Origin of the sequence: Glutamicibacter sp. NPDC087344, assembly GCF_044744225.1 — a bacterium.
Lineage (GTDB): Bacteria > Actinomycetota > Actinomycetes > Actinomycetales > Micrococcaceae > Glutamicibacter.
Map to the genome: position 1 here is coordinate 1 of NZ_JBIUXY010000009.1, position 16,724 is coordinate 16,724.

Annotated in this window: 18 protein-coding genes; 10 read left to right on the forward strand and 8 right to left on the reverse strand. The window is 59.0% G+C overall.

Annotated elements, in window-relative coordinates:
- Positions 1 to 52 precede the first annotated feature (52 nt).
- Entirely contained in the window at positions 53 to 847 is a 795-nt protein-coding gene (locus ACIOWL_RS15650; protein WP_400387070.1) for an ABC transporter ATP-binding protein, read from the reverse strand.
- The gene (locus ACIOWL_RS15655; protein WP_400387073.1) at positions 844 to 2,088 is read right to left on the reverse strand and encodes an MFS transporter; all 1,245 of its coding nucleotides are present in this window, start codon (positions 2,086 to 2,088) and stop codon (positions 844 to 846) included. The genes ACIOWL_RS15650 and ACIOWL_RS15655 overlap by 4 nt, the downstream gene beginning before the upstream one ends.
- A gap of 222 nt (positions 2,089 to 2,310) precedes the next feature.
- On the opposite strand from ACIOWL_RS15655, the gene ACIOWL_RS15660 reads away from it, so the two are divergent.
- From ACIOWL_RS15660 to ACIOWL_RS15670, 3 genes are all read left to right on the forward strand, one after another.
- Positions 2,311 to 2,979 (forward strand): FadR/GntR family transcriptional regulator, encoded by a 669-nt coding sequence (locus ACIOWL_RS15660; protein WP_400387076.1) that lies wholly within the window; start codon positions 2,311 to 2,313, stop codon positions 2,977 to 2,979.
- Positions 2,980 to 3,133: 154 nt separating this feature from the next.
- Positions 3,134 to 3,724 carry a TetR/AcrR family transcriptional regulator gene (locus tag ACIOWL_RS15665; RefSeq protein ID WP_400387079.1) on the forward strand — a complete coding sequence of 197 codons (591 nt, stop codon included), beginning with the start codon at positions 3,134 to 3,136 and terminating at the stop codon, positions 3,722 to 3,724.
- A gap of 49 nt (positions 3,725 to 3,773) precedes the next feature.
- Positions 3,774 to 4,325, forward strand: a complete 552-nt coding sequence (locus tag ACIOWL_RS15670; protein WP_400387082.1) for an NAD(P)-dependent oxidoreductase — start codon at positions 3,774 to 3,776, stop codon at positions 4,323 to 4,325.
- 180 nt (positions 4,326 to 4,505) lie between these two features.
- Here ACIOWL_RS15670 and ACIOWL_RS15675 read toward each other — a convergent pair whose 3' ends face one another.
- Positions 4,506 to 6,188 (reverse strand): FAD-binding dehydrogenase, encoded by a 1,683-nt coding sequence (locus ACIOWL_RS15675; RefSeq protein WP_400387084.1) that lies wholly within the window; start codon positions 6,186 to 6,188, stop codon positions 4,506 to 4,508.
- A gap of 291 nt (positions 6,189 to 6,479) precedes the next feature.
- On the opposite strand from ACIOWL_RS15675, the gene ACIOWL_RS15680 reads away from it, so the two are divergent.
- The gene (locus tag ACIOWL_RS15680; RefSeq protein WP_400387087.1) at positions 6,480 to 7,655 is read left to right on the forward strand and encodes an MFS transporter; all 1,176 of its coding nucleotides are present in this window, start codon (positions 6,480 to 6,482) and stop codon (positions 7,653 to 7,655) included.
- On the opposite strand, the gene ACIOWL_RS15685 is transcribed toward ACIOWL_RS15680, so the two are convergent.
- A complete protein-coding gene (locus ACIOWL_RS15685) occupies positions 7,652 to 8,098 on the reverse strand; it encodes an Lrp/AsnC family transcriptional regulator (protein ID WP_400387089.1) in 447 nt (148 codons plus the stop codon). The two genes, ACIOWL_RS15680 and ACIOWL_RS15685, sit on opposite strands and share 4 nt — an antisense overlap.
- A gap of 156 nt (positions 8,099 to 8,254) precedes the next feature.
- On the opposite strand from ACIOWL_RS15685, the gene ACIOWL_RS15690 reads away from it, so the two are divergent.
- The 6 genes from ACIOWL_RS15690 to ACIOWL_RS15715 all read left to right on the forward strand — a co-directional run bounded on the left by ACIOWL_RS15690 (position 8,255) and on the right by ACIOWL_RS15715 (position 13,679).
- Positions 8,255 to 8,980, forward strand: coding sequence for a LysE family translocator (locus tag ACIOWL_RS15690; protein ID WP_400387092.1), 726 nt, complete (start codon positions 8,255 to 8,257; stop codon positions 8,978 to 8,980).
- 140 nt (positions 8,981 to 9,120) lie between these two features.
- The gene (locus tag ACIOWL_RS15695; RefSeq protein WP_400387095.1) at positions 9,121 to 9,810 is read left to right on the forward strand and encodes an energy-coupling factor ABC transporter ATP-binding protein; all 690 of its coding nucleotides are present in this window, start codon (positions 9,121 to 9,123) and stop codon (positions 9,808 to 9,810) included.
- Positions 9,807 to 10,406: an energy-coupling factor transporter transmembrane component T family protein gene (locus ACIOWL_RS15700; protein ID WP_400387097.1), complete on the forward strand. Its 600-nt coding sequence runs from the start codon at positions 9,807 to 9,809 to the stop codon at positions 10,404 to 10,406. Before ACIOWL_RS15695 ends, ACIOWL_RS15700 begins: the two co-directional genes overlap by 4 nt.
- A gap of 55 nt (positions 10,407 to 10,461) precedes the next feature.
- The gene (locus ACIOWL_RS15705) at positions 10,462 to 11,046 is read left to right on the forward strand and encodes a biotin transporter BioY (protein WP_400387099.1); all 585 of its coding nucleotides are present in this window, start codon (positions 10,462 to 10,464) and stop codon (positions 11,044 to 11,046) included.
- 4 nt (positions 11,047 to 11,050) lie between these two features.
- Positions 11,051 to 12,499, forward strand: a complete 1,449-nt coding sequence (locus ACIOWL_RS15710) for a class I adenylate-forming enzyme family protein (RefSeq protein ID WP_400387102.1) — start codon at positions 11,051 to 11,053, stop codon at positions 12,497 to 12,499.
- A 13-nt stretch (positions 12,500 to 12,512) separates the two neighbouring features.
- Complete coding sequence (locus ACIOWL_RS15715; protein WP_400387104.1) at positions 12,513 to 13,679, forward strand: thiolase family protein; 1,167 nt, start codon at positions 12,513 to 12,515, stop codon at positions 13,677 to 13,679.
- Positions 13,680 to 13,723: 44 nt separating this feature from the next.
- Here the strand turns inward: ACIOWL_RS15715 and ACIOWL_RS15720 are convergent, their stop codons facing one another.
- From ACIOWL_RS15720 to sufD, 4 genes are all read right to left on the reverse strand, one after another.
- Positions 13,724 to 14,068, reverse strand: a complete 345-nt coding sequence (locus tag ACIOWL_RS15720) for a metal-sulfur cluster assembly factor (RefSeq protein ID WP_400387106.1) — start codon at positions 14,066 to 14,068, stop codon at positions 13,724 to 13,726.
- Between the two features lie 209 nt (positions 14,069 to 14,277).
- A complete protein-coding gene (locus tag ACIOWL_RS15725; RefSeq protein WP_400387109.1) occupies positions 14,278 to 14,622 on the reverse strand; it encodes a metal-sulfur cluster assembly factor in 345 nt (114 codons plus the stop codon).
- Between the two features lie 14 nt (positions 14,623 to 14,636).
- Positions 14,637 to 15,395 (reverse strand): Fe-S cluster assembly ATPase SufC, encoded by a 759-nt coding sequence (gene sufC / locus ACIOWL_RS15730; protein ID WP_400387111.1) that lies wholly within the window; start codon positions 15,393 to 15,395, stop codon positions 14,637 to 14,639.
- A 46-nt stretch (positions 15,396 to 15,441) separates the two neighbouring features.
- Positions 15,442 to 16,722 (reverse strand): Fe-S cluster assembly protein SufD, encoded by a 1,281-nt coding sequence (gene sufD / locus ACIOWL_RS15735; RefSeq protein WP_400387113.1) that lies wholly within the window; start codon positions 16,720 to 16,722, stop codon positions 15,442 to 15,444.
- Between the last annotated feature and the right edge of the window lie 2 nt (positions 16,723 to 16,724).

Genomic DNA, 16,724 nt, shown 5'->3' on the forward strand with positions numbered 1-16,724 from the left:
AGCCAAAAGAGCCAGAAGTCTTGATCCATCCACACCTATCATCGCCGATTCATCATGAGATCATCGCTCGGATCGCTCGGGCCTGCCAACGCTGATCCCGATACTCAATCTGAATCGGGTGCTCAAAGCTCTCGGACACCAGCGGGGTGGTCAGGACTTCTTGTGCGGCACCGGCCGCGAGCACAGCTCCCTTCTTCAGGAGAGCCGCATGTGACGTTGTCTCCGGCAGCTCCTCGAAGTGGTGCGTGACCAGTACCGTCGCAAGCTGGGGTTGAGAACGGTGCAGGTGGTCAATTGTTTCAAGAAACTGCTCTCGCGCGGCGACATCCAATCCGGTAGCGGGCTCGTCGAGCAGAAGAAGCTGCGGATCGTTAACCAGAGCGCGGGCAATCAGCGTTCTCCCTCGCTCCCCCTGGGACATGGTCGGCCACGTTGCGTGCTCCAAGGAGTGCAGGCCGAGCAGATCCATCAGATAGTTGGTGCGCTCAAGCACCTCCCGGTCAGGTTTCCACCGTGGCATCAGTTCGACGGTGCCGGTTGCTCCGGTAAGCACCACTTGGCGTGCCGTGAGTCTGGAACCTAACGGGTGACGCGGGTTGACATGCCCAATCGACTCACGCAGTTTTCTGATTTCCACATGACCCAGTTGCTGACCGAGAACCTTGACGGTGCCGCGGGTCGGGTGCTTCTGCGCACCGCACATGCTTAGAACCGTGCTTTTGCCCGCCCCATTCGGGCCAATCAACGCCCAATGCTCGCCGGCATTCACCACAAGATTGATATCAGCAAGGATTAACTTGGACTCGCGAATAAAATCGACGTTCTGCAAACGCAGGACTTCACTCATGAATGTGACTCCTCATTTTCGACGGCGGTAGTTTCAATAGCGATCACACGCTTCGGTTCACTCGTGCGTTCTTTCAGAACAAATGAGAGCACGAACCCAACGGCAGTCAACGCCGCCATGATGATAAACACAAGCTGAACACTGTACTGGTCGGCAATCCGCCCCAGCAGTGGGCTGAAGACTCCTCCCAAAGACAGTGTCAGACCCAGCGTAACGCCCGAAGCCAGCCCGATGCGGTTTGGCAAGTAGGAATGCGACAAGGTGATTTGCGCGGCGAATGGGATAAAGAGACTTACACCCAGCGCCGCAGTTGCCACAATTACAACAACCGGGCTCGGCGCAAAAGCGATCGCCGCAATTGACAGTGCAGCCAACAGGTAGCCCATACGCACCATGCGAAGGCGCCCAAAACGGTCCGCCAACCATCCTCCGACCAGGGTTCCCAACGCACCGGCGGCCGGGAACAAAGACAACGCAATCGCCGCAAACTGCGTGCTCGTCTGGAATCTCTCAATTGCATACAGCGACACAAAGGTTGAGGTGCCGACATAGGCAATCGACCACAGCGCAAGGACCAGGCTCAACCATCCGAACGCACGCCAATCATCGACCACTTCGGCTTGTTTCGCGGAAACTTTGACCGTGTCGCTTGCCACAAGTGTAGGGCGTCGCAGCAGCTGACTGCGAGATACCGCGATATAAACGAGGCCCAACACCACGGCCGGGATGGCCAAAAGCCACGTCCCTTTCAAGCCATACCAGCCGACCACCAGGATCACCGCTGAAGGAGCCAAAGCTACGCCGATGTTCCCGCCAACAGAAAACAGGCTCATCGCACCACTGGTACCGCCGCCGACCTGTCGGGCCTCCATGGTTGCCGCGGGATGATACGCGGCGATTCCGATACCTGAGATCGCAATCACGACCCACACGGCCAGATAGGAATGAGAGACGAGGCCGCTGAGTGCAACACCTAATCCTGCGGTCGCCAACCCGGCCAAACTCATCCAACGCATCCCATATTTATCGCTGAGATAACCAAATATTGGTTGAGCAACACTCGAAAATGCGGTCGCCGCAAGCGTAATTCCGGCGATCGCCGAGTAGCTATAGTTTGCCTGAAGTACAAAAAACGGCAGCAGGGCCACCACGGCGCCGGTATAGAAGTCATTGCCGGCATGGGTGGCAGTGAGCACCCAAAGCCCTATTCGGTTTCGGCCGGCAGGATTGTTTTGATTCACGGGGTTCCTTTCACAATGCGCCGTGCACCGAGCTCAGTCAATGCGCCAGCAGATGAGTAGTGCGTCGGTAACCGCACCACACACGATCGATCGATCGACATCAAAGGGCACCCCACAGCGGGGCGTCGATCGATCTAACCCCTGCTGTGGCTTCCTAGAATCCTTAGAATCATGGACTAGACTATACACAACTCCTCAGACAAGTTGATAAGTGAGATTAGAATGGCTCAGATCAAACGAACACCGCTTGCGGACCAAGCCGCAGATCTTCTGCTTGCAAAAATTCGGTCAAAACAATGGTCGCTTGGCGCGAAACTGCCAGGTGAGACCACACTTGCAACACAGCTAGGCGTGGGGCGCTCGACCATACGTGAAGCGATCCGCCAACTCGCCGGCAAAGGTGTGCTAGAAACCCGACAAGGGGCCGGGGTGTTTGTCACCGCCCTGGATATCACCGAGGAGTGGGACACGGTTTTGCAACGGGCCGGAATTGTCGCGGTGATCGAAGCACGCATTGCAATCGAAGCCGAAGCCGCAACGTATGCCGCCGAACGTCGAACACCTCAAGCGCTCCGCGCGATCCGCAAGGCGCTGAAGGACCGTCAGAAAGACCATGAGAATACCGAATCCTACGTGGATGCCGATATGAGATTTCATCGCGCGATAGTCGAAGCGGCCGACAATCCGGTCTTGCTCGAGCTTTTTGACAGCTTCGTACCGCGACTGCGCCAAGCCATGATCGAAATGCTCAGACTAGGTCGAAGCCTTGCGGAAAACCAGGATCATAACGCTCACGCAGACCTCGCCGAGGCTATCGCAAACCGTGATGGGCGGTCTGCGTATGAACTGAGTCGGACGCACCTCACTGCACTCAAGGGCGCACTCCAGTAGCCTCGCCGGATATCACTTGAACCCAAATCCGATTCCTACCACACTGATGGCAACGGCCGGAATTCCCGGTATTTTTGGCACAAATCTTGCTGGAGCGCCACCCGCCCGCAGCCGAGAGTTCGCCTCGACCTTTCAGGCGAGCTATATTTGACATGTGTCAAATAGTGATGAAAGTTCACGCCAGTCCCCCGAGGAACGCCGGGCGCAAATCATAGACATCGCGGCCGCACATTTTTCTCGCGATGGAATTGCCGGCGCATCGATGAGTGCCATCGCCACAGATGCAGGGGTAACGCGTGCTTTGGTGTACCACTACTTCCCCGGCAAGGAACGCCTCCTAGAGGCAGTCCTGCAACGCGAGGCCAACCGTGTATTGATAGCAACCCAGCCCGATACGAGTCTGAGCCAACGAGAAAATCTGGACCGTGCACTGACCGCATTTTTTGATCATTTTGAAGCGAGCAGTGGCGGGATACGTGAACTGTATTCACCCACCTCTTCCACCGCCTCAACTGCCGCGGCACTAGCCGCAGCCAATCACACGATTCAGGTCGAACGGTTGCTGAGCGCAACCGGCACGGAAAATTCCGCGCAGACTCGCCTCCTGATGGGCGCCTGGCTGGCCATGGTGGAATATACCGCCCGTCACGCCATTGATCAGCCCGGAGTCTCCCGCGATGAACTGCGAACCATGTGCGTCGTTGCATTAGAGGGCCTGCTAGGCCACAACCTACCCAGCAGTTAGCTCGAACGGTCCCCTGCGGGTGCACCTCACCTATTAAAACGACATTCTTGTGAAAATCATCGTACTTGGAGCTATCGGAAATCTTGGGTCTCGCTTCGCCGCCCAGGCGGCCACTGCTGGACATGAAGTGGTAGCTTTTGCCCGACGCCGCAAAGCCGTCACCGTGCAATCCGGAATTACTACCGCCAAGGGCTCGGCGGAGGTTCTTGACACATTGGCTACCGCAGCTCACGGGGCCGATGCACTGTTGGTTTCAATCACCGGATCCATGAAAGACACCACCTTCATGCAGCGCACCCTGCCTCACATCACCGCTGCCGCAAGCCACACTGGTGTCTCGCGCAAAATCCTGGTCCACGTGCTCGGCGCCGGTGACACCGCACGGCAAGCATCGGGTTTCGCCCGTATGGTCTATCGCAGCGTGCTGTGCAAATTCTTTGATGACAAGGCGGTGGCTGACCAAAAACTTCCGGCATCCGACTTGGAATGGACCATCGTGTACCCGGTGAACCTCAACGACGCGCCGGCAATGCCCGAACGAGCCACGGTCAAAGAGTTGTCCCACGTCAAGTCCATCCCGGGCCTGCCAGCGCGCTGCTGAAAATCGTGGCCGACCCTGAAACTGTTGGTCAACGACTTCTCATCACGACACCCAAAGGCTGGAAGGCAGGCTCTTAAGGTCCTGCACAACAGGCAGGTCGTTGAAGACCCACACCCGGTGGCCGCCGCGGCGCATAAATTCGATGACGCAGAGAACGCGCATTACCGCGGTCGGATCATCCTAGAGCTCGGCAGCGGCCCCTCGGCCGGCCTGACGACCGCTGAAAAGGCAGCCGCCAAGGAAAGTTCCTTCCAGGGCGTTATACCCGTGCATCCCGCCACCTCCGAAACCCGCAGCTTCGCCGGCCGCATACAGCCCTTCAAAGACCGAGCCATCGTGTCGAAACACCCGGCCGGCAAGGTCCGTTTGAAGTCCACCCAAAGATTTGCGGGTTAATACATGCAACTTGACCGCGATGAGGGGGCCAGCGGTTGGGTCCAAGATCCGGTGGGGCGCTACCGCGCGCATGGCGCGGTCGCCCAGGTAGCGGCGCGCATTGTGAATCGACTGAATCTGCTGGTCTTTTGAAAATTTGTTCCCTGTTTGCAAATCCCTGGCTTCGATCTGTTGGCGCATGCGCCGGGGGTCAATGATGGTTTCCGTGGCGATCTGGTTCATTGCCTCGGCCAGCCCTTCCAGCGTCGACGCCGTCACAAAGTCCGCTCCGCGATCAATGAATGCGGCCACCGGCCCCGGTGCGCCCTTGCCCAAGACCCGGCTTCTCACCACGGCAAGACGATCGGCGTCGGTGAGATCGGGGTTTTGCTCTGAACCGGAAAGTGCAAATTCTTTTTCTACGATTCGCTGGTTGAGGACAAACCACGAATAGTCGTAGCGGCTGGCCACCGGATCGGTGCGAAGAAATTTCAAGGTACCGAGTGTGTCATGCCCGGGAAGGTACGGACTGGGCAGCCGGTTGCCCTCCGCATCAAACCACATCGGCGAGGGACCAGGAAGAATTCGGATACCGTGCCCTGGCCAGACGGGATTCCAGTTCCGAATGCCTTCCGTGTAGTGCCACATGCGGTCTTGATTGACCAATCTCGCACCGGACTTCTCCGCAAGGACCAGACCACTACCGTCGACATACTCAGGCACCCCGGTGATGAGTTGGCGTGGCGCAGTGCCTAGCCGCGACGGCCAGAACCGTCGAACCAGATCATGGTTTCCGCCAATTCCCCCGGTGGTCAGCACCACCGCCTCGGCCGCTAGATCAAATTCTCCGGTGGCCTCACGCGAGGATCGCACACCACGCTCGCTGTCGTCATCGACCAAGACATTTGCATGGACTCCTACGACCGTGCCACCGTGAACTACCAGATCTGTCACCCGGTGCCGATGCAGGATTCTGAGTTGGCCGGAAGCACAGGCGTCCAAAGCTCTTGCGACAAACGGGCCGGAGACGCCGCTACCGGTACCCCATGCAATATGAAACCGAGGAACTGAATTCCCGTGACCATCAGCCCTTCCGTCACCGCGTTCGGCCCAGCCCACTACGGGTGTCAACTGGATTCCCTGGTCACTTAGCCACGTACGTTTCTCGCCGGCAGCAAACTCAACATAAGCCTTGGCCCATTTCACCGCCCAACTGTCTTGATCCTCCTGCCTATCAAACTGCGCGCTATGCTGCCAGTCCGACCACGCCAGCTCCAGAGAGTCTTTGACCCGCAGTCGACGCTGTTCGGGTGAATCAACAAGAAACAAACCGCCGAAGGACCAGTGAGCCTGACCGCCTAGGTTTTTTCTGTTTTCTTGGTCAAGCAGCGTCACCTTCACCCCAGCATCGACGAGCTCCAGCGCGGCAACGAGTCCCGACAATCCGGCACCGACCACGATGACACCTGCCTCCTGTCCCCCGCCCATACGAATACCTCATTCCATCCCAGACACCATGTCCCGCCGAGCCTACGTGAGCTTCGCCACACAAGACAAGTAACACCTAATCAACATATGGCTACTTTCGAGTAGTACTCACGTGCCCTCGATCGTCTTGAGCGGGTAGTTCACCTGAAAACTTGAGGAAACACTGAGGTTTCTAGGTGTGATTCGCGGTCGATTCCATGCTTGCAATCTGACATAATATCAAGCGAATCGACTATTCGACGGATGAAGGACTGGATGGGTCAAACGGTCACAGGGGTGACGAAAAGCTTTGTGACGGAGCGCAATGCGATCAACTTAATTTTCCTAATCGCCGGAATCTCATTCGCCTCTTGGGCCGGCAGACTCTCCGTCATCAACACCGTTTTCGCTTTCTCCGGCCAGGAACTAGGGTACTTTTTGCTATGCATGACCCTGGGCACCTTGCTAGGAATTAGCCTGATTCCTTTTGTCAGCAGCCGCATCAGCACCCGTTTGTTGTTGCTAATTTTCCCGCTGGCGCTGGCCGCGTGCCTAGTCGGCTTGGGCATTGCAGTGTCGCTGACCAATAATCCATGGCTCGCCTTCGCCATCCTGTTCGTCAACGGGATCTTTTTCGGGTCGATGGATGTCATGATGAATGTCAGCGGCGCGCAGGTTGAGCAACGTTTAAAACACAGCATTATGCCGATATTCCACGGTTTCTTCAGCTTAGGCTCCCTGCTGGGCGCAGGCATTGCGACGGTGACACTGACCCTTAAGGTCTCGACATTCTGGCACTTCATGTTGGTGGCCGGTCTGATCATCGGCCTTGCAATCATCGCCCAGCGGGGCATGAGCAGCTGGATTCAACAAGCTGCGACACAACAAAAATCGGAGACCACCCACTCGTTGCATCGAAACAAACTCGGCCTACTCCTCCTCTTGGGAGTCATGGTTGGGGGCCTGAGTTTCGCCGAGGGGGCGGCCAACGACTGGATTGCGGTAGCCACGGTCGATGGCCATGGTTTGTTGCACCGCATGGGCGCCTTGATGTTCACCTGCTTCGTCGCAGCCATGACGCTTGGACGCTTCGCCGGGGGTAAGGTCGTTGACCGCTTAGGGCCACTTCGCACCCTTATGCTCATGGGAACGATTGGGCTCGCTGGCATTTGCCTGTTCATCCTCGGCCAAGCCCCAGTGGTCTTGGCCCTAGGTGCGAGCATGTGGGGGTTGGGAAGCTCCCTCGGATTCCCCATTGGCATGAGTTTGGCTGCCTCGGGAAGTGTTGAACTTGGTCCTCGGGCGGTGAGTATCCTCAGCGCCTTCGGTTATGGCTCCATGCTGACCGGCCCACCGCTGATCGGATTCGCCGTTGATCAGCTGGGCCTACCCCAGGCACTTTGGATTGCGGCCGCCGTGATGGCCCTCTCCCTTCTACTCACGCCATTGATCAGCCGAACTCGCCTCAGTGCGCAGCGGGTCAGTTAGACCGGCAGGACCGCACGCTCCTTGATATTGCGCATCACAATGGTGCTGGTGAGCTTTTCGACCCCCGGTAGCTCCACCAGCACCTCGTCGTAAACATGCTGATAGTGCGTGAGGTCGCGAGCGTACACACGGAGTAAAAAATCAGGTTCTCCAAAAAGGCGCTGCGCATCAACGATCAGCTCCTCGCGCTCGACGGCCGATTCGAACTCTTTGAGATGGGCGCGGTCTTTCAACGTCGCAAACACTAGCGCCTCAAATCCCAAACCTACTTTTTCCGGATCAACCACAGCCTGGTATCCGGCAATGACCCCGGCACGCTCCAATTCGCGGATACGTCGGTGGCATGGAGCCACCGACAAACCGATCTTCGCGGCCAAGGCAGTTGCGCTCATGCGCCCATCAAGCTGAAGCTGCGCGACGATTGCGCGATCCAATTTATCCATAGCTCCATGGTAGGGCACAAAATAATTGCTGAAATATCGCAATATTGATGAAAATTTTGTTCACTTGGCCGTTTTTCGGCATATATCGGCAAGCACATTTCTCAAGATTTTTCCTAGGCTTAGTTTCGAAGATCCCGTCGATCGCTGGAGGATGCTGTGGACCTTGGACAACTTTTCGGCTTCCTGTTGGTGTCGGTCACGCTAGCCTGCACGCCTGGGGCCGATTGGGCGTACATCATTTCCTCGGCGCTCGGGAAGTCCAGCTACCGACCGGCCGTGTGGGGCCTGCTCTCGGGCTACCTGTTTCACACGGCCTTGGTGGTCTGCGGCATTGCCGCAGTGGTCGCAGGCTCACCCGCGATCCTCACGTGGCTAACCACCGCGGGCTCCGTCTACCTTCTATGGCTTGGTTTTGCGACGCTGCGCAGTTGGAAGTCGGCAGCGTTTTATGATTCGGAGCCCACCCCTTCCCCGCAGCTTGATGCCGCGACCGAGGCCGCACAAGATACCGCCCCTGAAAACGAAACCTCACGCACCCTGCTGGCAACCCGCACCCCACCACGCCAGCCCACTGGCTGGCGCGCACCGTATTTCAAGGGATTGTTCACCAGCGGCATCAATCCCAAGGCCCTGCTGCTTTATGTCGCGCTCATCCCGCAGTTCCTCGACAAGTCGAGCGACCTGTCGCTCACCTTGCAGACGGGAATCTTGGGACTGACCCATTTCCTCGTGTCAGTTGCTGTTTACTTCAGTGTTGCGCTGGCCGCCCGGCTCTCGCTGCGCTCACGTCCGGCGGCCGCACGGGTGGTGACACTGTGCTCCGGCCTGATCATGATCGCCTTGGCCGTGATGTTGATTCTCGAGCAATTTTTCGTCGCATAACAACTTTATTGAACACTGATCAAGACAATTGAACAGTGATCAAGTATGCTCATTATCGACGGCATTCCCGCCGTCCGCGCCGCAACACCTGCGAGTTGTCCCTGACCGCTCGCAAACCAAGACCCTGCGCTGGAGCATACGTGGAACTACCCGAGATTCGACTGGAGCATGTCACGGTCCGCTACGAACACCGAGATGTACTCTCCGAGGTCACCCTCAACCTCAACGAACGACGTATTGGCATCATCGGAGCCAACGGTGCAGGAAAAAGCACACTCTCCCGACTGCTTAATGGGCTGGTCCTGCCAACCTACGGCGAGGTGAATATCGGCGGGCTGAGCACCGGTAAACATGCCAAACAGATCCGCCGCGACGTAGGGTTTGTGTTCCAAAACCCGGCCAACCAAATCATTATGCCCATCGTGGCCGACGACGTGGCCTTTGGCCTGAAAAACCTGGGCCTCGGGCGCGACGAACGCGAATTGCGGGTCCTCTCGACCCTGGCCGAGCTCAACATTTCCCATCTGGCCGAGCGTGAGAGCCACACCCTCTCCGGCGGCGAACAACAGATGGTCGCCCTTGCGGCGGTGATCGCCATGCAGCCACGCACCATCGTGTTCGATGAACCGACCACCATGTTGGACCTGCGCAACCGACTTGCGTTTCAGCGCGAAGTCGCCAAACTGGGCCAACGGGCGATCGTTGTCACCCACGACCTTGAAATCCTCGAAGATTTTGATCGGGTGCTGGTGGTTACCGATGGCCGTATCGCCTACGACGGCACTCCGGATGCGGCAGTGGCGCACTACCGGCAGTGGAGCCACGCATGATGAGCACGGCGAACAATTCCTACCTGGCGCGAATCCCCGCAGGCTGGAAGTTCGCAAGTTTGCTGTTGCTCAGTCTTGGCCTGTACCTGATCACCTCGTGGCAAGTGCTGACGGTCCTGTTGGGACTAAGTCTTGTGTTGCTGCTCAGCGCCAAAGTGGAGCTGCGCCGCCTGCGGCTGCCACTTATGACCTTGTTGATCATGCTGAGCGTGGTGTTTGTCCTGCTGGGATTCCAGACAGGTTGGCCGAGCGCCACCGTGTATGTGCTGCGGCTGCTCACCATGTGCTTGTTGGCCTACTGCGTAAGCCTGACCACCTCTTTCAGTGCGATGCTTGACCTTTTCCAAAGGGTGGCATTCCCACTGCGATATCTCGGGGCAAATCCGCAGCAGATCGCCCTGGGCCTGTCCATGGCCATTCGCTTCATCCCCGAGCTCAAACGTGTGTACCTAGAAGTCCGCGAGGCCCAGCATGCCCGGGGCCTGGCGAACAATCCCCTAGCGGTCAGCGTTCCGCTGGTGATTCGTTCGCTGCGAATGGCAGATGAAACCGCCGAAGCACTTGATGCCCGCGGTTACGACTCGCAGGCCCGCTAACCTACAGCCCTAGCACCCTTCACACTCGACTAATCACAACTTCCGAGGAGTCATCATGACGACCACCGCTACCGCGACCAGCTCGCAGACCCGCAACACGGTCTACGTCGCCGTATTCGCCGCCCTGATCGCCGCAATGGGTCTGGTTCCACCCATCACCCTGGGTTTCATTCCCGTGCCCATTACCCTGCAGACGCTCGGTGTCATGTTGGCCGGAGCACTCTTGGGGCCGTGGCGCGGGGCGCTGGCTTCACTGGTTGTAGTGGTGCTCGCCCTGGCCGGCCTTCCGTTGCTCTCCGGCGGGCGCGGAGGTTTGGCGGTACTCTTCGGCCCTAGCGGCGGCTACCTGATTGGCTGGGTCGCCGGTTCCCTGGTCATTGGCGCACTCTACAAGTATTGGGTCACTCGTATTGAGAATCGGACCACGCAGCTCATCGCCGGGTTGGCTTCCTGCCTGCTTGGCGGCGTGGTGGTGATTTACGCCTTCGGCGTTCCATGGACCTCGGTAACCACCGGTCTGGATCTGGGCACCTCGGCGATTGGTTCGTTGGCTTTCCTGCCCGGCGATGCAATCAAGGCGGTCGTGGCCACGCTGGTCGCACTGACCGTACACCGCAGTTACCGCGGATTGCTGAAGTAGCCGGATGGATCTGCCCTCCGCGCCGCGCCATTGGGCCGAGAGAACCGCGCATAAAACCGCGGTGGTCTCGGCCCATGGCCATTTAACCTATGCCCAGTTGTTTGCCAGCGCCAAAGACCTGGCCCGAGAGCTGGCAACGTTACCCGGGCGGCGTGTGGGAATTCGCACCACCGACCCGGTGACGTTCGCCGTCGGTTTCTACGCCGCGGTGCTGGCAGGCAAACCCCTTGCCGTGCTGGACCCCGCCTGGCCGCAAAAGTTGCTGCGCACCACGGCCACACGCCTTGAAGCGGCCACCGTCATATGCTCCCCCGCCGATGATCAGTTGCCTGAGGGACTCATCCCCTTGCCCAGCAAGGCCGTCGATGTATTTACTGCCAACCCCGATGCACCTGAACACATTTCTGGAGCCACGGTAGATTCCAACCAGGAGCTGCTGGCCATCTGCACCTCCGGCTCGACCGGCGAACCCAAGGCGGTAGTTCGCACACGTGCTTCCTGGGAAGCTTCCCTGATGGCAGGGTCGCAGATTCTGGGAGCCACATCCGAGGCCGTCACCCTATGCCCCGGGCCGATTTCCCACGGTTTGGGCCTCTATGCCATGGTCGAATCCATCCACAGCGGCGGAACCTTCGTCGCACCCGGGCGTTGGGATCTGCCAACGACGCTGGATCTGCTCGCACGCTGGCGGTGCACCCGGCTTGTCAGCGTTCCGACCATCATCCAACGGATCACTGACGCCGATCCCAGCGCGCTGAGCGCCGTAAATTGTGTGATCAGCGGGGGCGAAGCGCTGCCTTCCGCCCTGGTAAACCGGCTGCACACCACCACTGAGCAGTTGAGCTGCGTCGAATACTACGGAAGCAGCGAACACAGCCTCATCGCTTACCGCCAGCACCCACCCGAAAACACCCCGGGACACACATTTGTCGGTACCCCATTTCCCGGGGTCAAGCTGCATGTGCACGCAGCCGAGCCCGGTGAAGCCGGAGCGTTGTTTGTGGACAGCCCATTCAACGCCGAGGGATACGACCCCTCCGGTGCGGCGCTCATCTCACGGTGCGGCGCGGCAACCAGTGTTGGGGACACCGCGCAGATCATGCCCGATGGCCGACTGAAGATCCTGGGAAGATCCGGCGGCATGCTCAACGTGCACGGCAACAACGTTCACCCTGGAGAAATCGCCGACGCATTCGACACGCTGGGACTACCCGGAGTGCAGGTTCTGGCACACCTTGGACCGGCAGGAACTAAACTTATCGCATATACGGACCGAGCGCCTCAAGAGCCCGCGGCGCTGCGCCAGCAGCTACGCGAAGTATTAGCCGGCTACAAAATCCCGCATGAGCTGGTTGTTCTTGAACGATGGCCGGTGACGTCGAGCGGGAAAATTGCTTCGAACCAGCTACCGGACCCGCAAGACCCGTCTGTGTTGAAGATCAGCCTCAAATGAAGGTAGGACCACGTTGAATTCCGCGTATGTCGTCGGCGCACTGCGAACCCCCATCGTCCGTGCTGGAAAACACTACGCGCGGCTGGGAGCCGAGCAGCTGCTCGGTCAGGTGATTAACGCCCTGCTTGAGCGGACCGGAATCCAGCCGGAACAGGTCGACCACGTATTCGCCGGCAATGCCGCGGGGCCCGGGGGAAATATCGCCCGAGTCGCGGCCCTGGCCTCCGCACTGCCGCAGAGCACCGGCGCGACCAGCCTGGACGCCCAGTGTGCCAGCAGCTTGGAAGCTATCGCGGCCGGCGCACGGATGATCCGTTGCGGCGAGGCAAACGTCGTGATAGCCGGTGGTGTGGAATCGGTGAGCACCGCACCCTGGCGGATGGAAAAACAGCAGGACCAGCTCACGACCCCTCGCGTATATTCGCGGGCACGGTTCACCCCAGCGCCGGACGAAGACCCGGACATGGGTGTTGCGGCAGAAAACATCGCCACCCGTTATGGAATTTCCCGGGAACGACAGGATGCCTTTGCCTTGCGCAGCCATGAGCGAGCGGTAGCCGCGGCGCAATCCGGGGCCTTTGCCGCCGAGCTGGTGCCCATGCAGACCGCCGCTGGGCTTGTTCAGCAAGATACCTGCCCGCGCCCCGGGCTCACCACCCGCAAGTTGGCCGCCTTGAAACCGGCATTTGTCACCGGGGGTACGGTGTCGGCAGGCAACTCGTGCCCCATCAATGATGGCGCGGCAGCGGTACTGCTGGTCAGCGACGCCGTCCTTCAGAAGCTGGAACCGGAGTTCGCCTTGCGTTATCTGGCCAGTGGAACCGGAGCCTGCGACCCGGAAGTACTGGGCATGGCTGCCTCCCCTGCCTATCAGAAACTGCAGCAGGTTTTGGGAGAGCCAGCGGTCAATGATGATTCGCTCATCGAATTTAATGAAGCTTTCGCGGTGCAGGCATTGGCCTGCCTCGACGAGCTGGGCTTGGATGAACGACGAGTGAATCAACAAGGTGGCGCGCTGGCACTGGGACACCCCTATGGTGCAAGCGGCGCTGTGCTGGTCACCAGGCTCTTCCATCAAGCCCGGGCGGCGGCCCTGCCTGGTCAGCGACAGGTGGCGCTGATGGCGGCGGCCGGCGGTACGGGTACCGCGGTAGCCTTCGAAACCGCGCTTCGTCGGTAAGGTTTCTCCGAAGACTACCGGGCATCCGAGTTCTTGATCGGGTCCTAGAGGTTGAACCCCAGGGCTCGCATTTGATCTCGACCATCGTCGGTGATCCGCTCAGGCCCCCATGGCGGGGTCCAGACCCAGTTCAGGTGATACACCGCGACAAGGTCCTTGAGCGCTATCCGCACCTGCTCCTCGATGATGTCGGTGAGCGGGCAGGCCGCGGTCGTGAGGGTCATATCGATTTCCAATACAGCACCCTCGGAAAACCGCAATCCGTACACAAGGCCGAGATCCACGATATTAACCCCGAGTTCTGGGTCGATAACGTCTTTCAGGGCCTCTTCAACGTCCGCTATTGGTCGCGCGATTCGTGCGTTAACAACGCGGGCGGAGTCCGACACTGGCGAGTCCCTTCAGTTGACTAAGGTATTCCTAAGAACATTTAACGCCACTCTACTAACGTTTTTACTCGAATGCCACTTTCTTAACAATTGTGCGACAAATCACGTAACGCTCGCTTCGAACCTTGGCTCTCGAGCGCAGCAAAAAGGCGTGGCCCGAATCCTGCTAGGGATTCGGGCCACGCCTTTGGCACGTGGTGCGTATGAACTTAGATATTGAACCCGAGGGCTCGCATCTGGTCGCGACCATCATCGGTGATACGTTCTGGACCCCAAGGTGGCATCCAGACCCAGTTCAACCGGTGCTCGTCAACAATATTCTCCAGCGCCGAGGCAACCTGCTCCTCGATAATATCGGTGAGCGGGCAAGCCGCGGTGGTCAGCGTGAGGTCCAAAATCAGCACACCGTCTTCGGCGTACTTCAGCCCATACAGCAGACCGAGGTCAACGATATTAACACCGAGTTCCGGGTCGATAACGTCTTTCAGCGCTTCTTCAACATCTTCCAAGGGAGTCGTTGCCGACCCCAGGCTCTGTTCCGTAGCTTCGCTCATTGGAACTTCCCTATCTAGGCGTTGACGTTCAGGTAACGGTCGTAGCCTTCTTCTTCCAGGCGGTCCGCAAGCTCCGGGCCACCCTGTTCGGCGATCTTGCCATCCACAAACACGTGCACGAAGTCTGGCTTGATGTAGCGCAGGATTCGGGTGTAGTGGGTGATCAGCAAGGTACCCATCTGGTTCTCTTCCTGAGCGCGGTTGACGCCTTCGGAAACGATCTTCAGGGCGTCAACGTCCAGACCGGAATCGGTCTCGTCCAGAATGGCAAATTTTGGCTTGAAGAGTTCCAGCTGAAGGATCTCAACACGCTTCTTCTCACCACCCGAGAAGCCTTCGTTCACGTTACGCTGCGCGAAGTCGGCATCGATCTTCAGCTTGCTCATGGCGTCCTTGACGTCCTTGGTCCAGGTACGCAGCTTCGGAGCTTCACCGTCAATGGCGGTTTTTGCGGTACGCAGGAAGTTGGTCATGGTCACGCCTGGGACCTCAACCGGGTACTGCATGGCCAAGAACAGGCCAGCCTTGGCACGCTCGTCAACGCTCATCTCCAGCACGTCTTCGCCGTCAAGGGTGATCGAGCCACCGGTGACGTTGTAGCGTGGGTGGCCGGCGATGGTCGAAGCCAGGGTCGACTTGCCCGAACCGTTAGGGCCCATGATGGCGTGGGTCTCGTTGGTGTTAATGCTCAGGGTGACACCCTTGAGGATTTCCTTTTCGCCCTGCTCGGTGTCGATCGAGACGTGCAGGTCCTTGATTTCCAGAGTAGACATACGTCGTTCCGTTTCTTTCTAAAAAACTGATGAAGACAGGTGCTGACTAGTTGTCAGTCGCGGCCAGTTCCGATTCAATGGTCTCGGTCAAACGATCCTGCAGAGCCTCGTCGCCGATCTGCTGCACGATTTCGTTCAGGAAGCCACGGACCACCAGGCGGCGTGCGGTCTTCTCATCGATACCGCGGGCCATCAGGTAGAACAGGTGCTCGTCATCGAAACGGCCGGTGGTTGATGCGTGTCCCGCACCATCGATCAGGCCGGTTTCGATTTCCAGGTTCGGCACCGAATCGGCGCGGGCGCCATCGGTGAGAACCAGGTTGCGGTTCGCCTCGTACGAGTCGGTACCTACGGCTGCCTTCTGGATCAGCACGTCGCCAACCCATACGGTGTGAGCATCCTTGCCCTGCAAGGCACCCTTGTACAGCACGTTGGACTTGCAGTTGGCCACCGCGTGGTCAACAAACAAGCGGTGCTCAAGGTGCTGGCCGGCGTCTGCGAAGTACAGACCGTACAGCTCGATTTCGGCGCGTTCGCCGGTGAAGCGAGCCGAGGGGCTCACACGCACCAGGTCGCCACCGAAGCTAACAGCCACGTGCTTGAACGAAGCGCCCTTGGCAACCAGCGCCTGCTGCGAGGAGGCGTGAACAGCGTCGTCGTTCCAGGCCTGCAGGGAGATCACGGTCAGTCGAGCGTCGGCGCGAACATCGAATTCGACGTTCTGCGCCAACACTGCCGAGCCGACGTGGTCAAGCACGATGGTGGCTTCGGAGTTCTCCTCGGCAACCACGATGATGTGCTGAGCGGCCGCATCCAAGGACTCGCCGGTGATGCGCAAGGTTGCCTTGGCAGCCTCGGCACCCTTGGCGATGGTCACAACCTGGGAGGTGGAAGCGTACTTCCAGCCGTTGGCCGAGACCCGGTCATCCGGGGTGTGGGCAATGCCGTTGAGCACGTCGCCAGGGGCAACCTCGGTCAGCTTCACGGTATCGCTACCGGTCAGCTCAACCTTTGGCGCAGCCCCGGTCAGAGCCTCCGAGTGCAGGCCCTTCAGGCGCTTGAGCGGGGTGAAGCGCCAGTCTTCTTCGCGGCCGGTCAGCTTGGCGAAGTCATCCACGTTGTAGCTGGTCAGACGGCCAGCACGGGAGGAATCAGGAACTCCGACTCCGCCACCGTGGCTATGCGCCTTGGACGAAGCTCCACCCAGGGGTGCGTCGTCGTTGCTGTTGATTGGCGAAAGGTTCTCGCCTTCTTCGGTGAAACCGGGGATCGATGGGGCGCCGATGCGCGACTTCTCTTCCGGGATATGGGTGGTGGTCTCCGACATTC

Excerpts from the sequence above, each read along its gene's own strand:
- ACIOWL_RS15705 (WP_400387099.1), top strand. The coding sequence starts at position 10,462 with ATGACGACCACCGCTACCGCGACCAGCTCGCAGACCCGCAACACGGTC.
- ACIOWL_RS15660 (WP_400387076.1), top strand. The coding sequence starts at position 2,311 with ATGGCTCAGATCAAACGAACACCGCTTGCGGACCAAGCCGCAGATCTT.
- ACIOWL_RS15675 (WP_400387084.1), bottom strand. The coding sequence starts at position 6,188 with ATGGGCGGGGGACAGGAGGCAGGTGTCATCGTGGTCGGTGCCGGATTG.
- ACIOWL_RS15710 (WP_400387102.1), top strand. The coding sequence starts at position 11,051 with ATGGATCTGCCCTCCGCGCCGCGCCATTGGGCCGAGAGAACCGCGCAT.
- ACIOWL_RS15700 (WP_400387097.1), top strand. The coding sequence starts at position 9,807 with ATGATGAGCACGGCGAACAATTCCTACCTGGCGCGAATCCCCGCAGGC.
- sufC (WP_400387111.1), bottom strand. The coding sequence starts at position 15,395 with ATGTCTACTCTGGAAATCAAGGACCTGCACGTCTCGATCGACACCGAG.
- ACIOWL_RS15650 (WP_400387070.1), bottom strand. The coding sequence starts at position 847 with ATGAGTGAAGTCCTGCGTTTGCAGAACGTCGATTTTATTCGCGAGTCC.
- ACIOWL_RS15685 (WP_400387089.1), bottom strand. The coding sequence starts at position 8,098 with ATGGATAAATTGGATCGCGCAATCGTCGCGCAGCTTCAGCTTGATGGG.
- ACIOWL_RS15725 (WP_400387109.1), bottom strand. The coding sequence starts at position 14,622 with ATGAGCGAAGCTACGGAACAGAGCCTGGGGTCGGCAACGACTCCCTTG.
- sufD (WP_400387113.1), bottom strand. The coding sequence starts at position 16,722 with ATGTCGGAGACCACCACCCATATCCCGGAAGAGAAGTCGCGCATCGGC.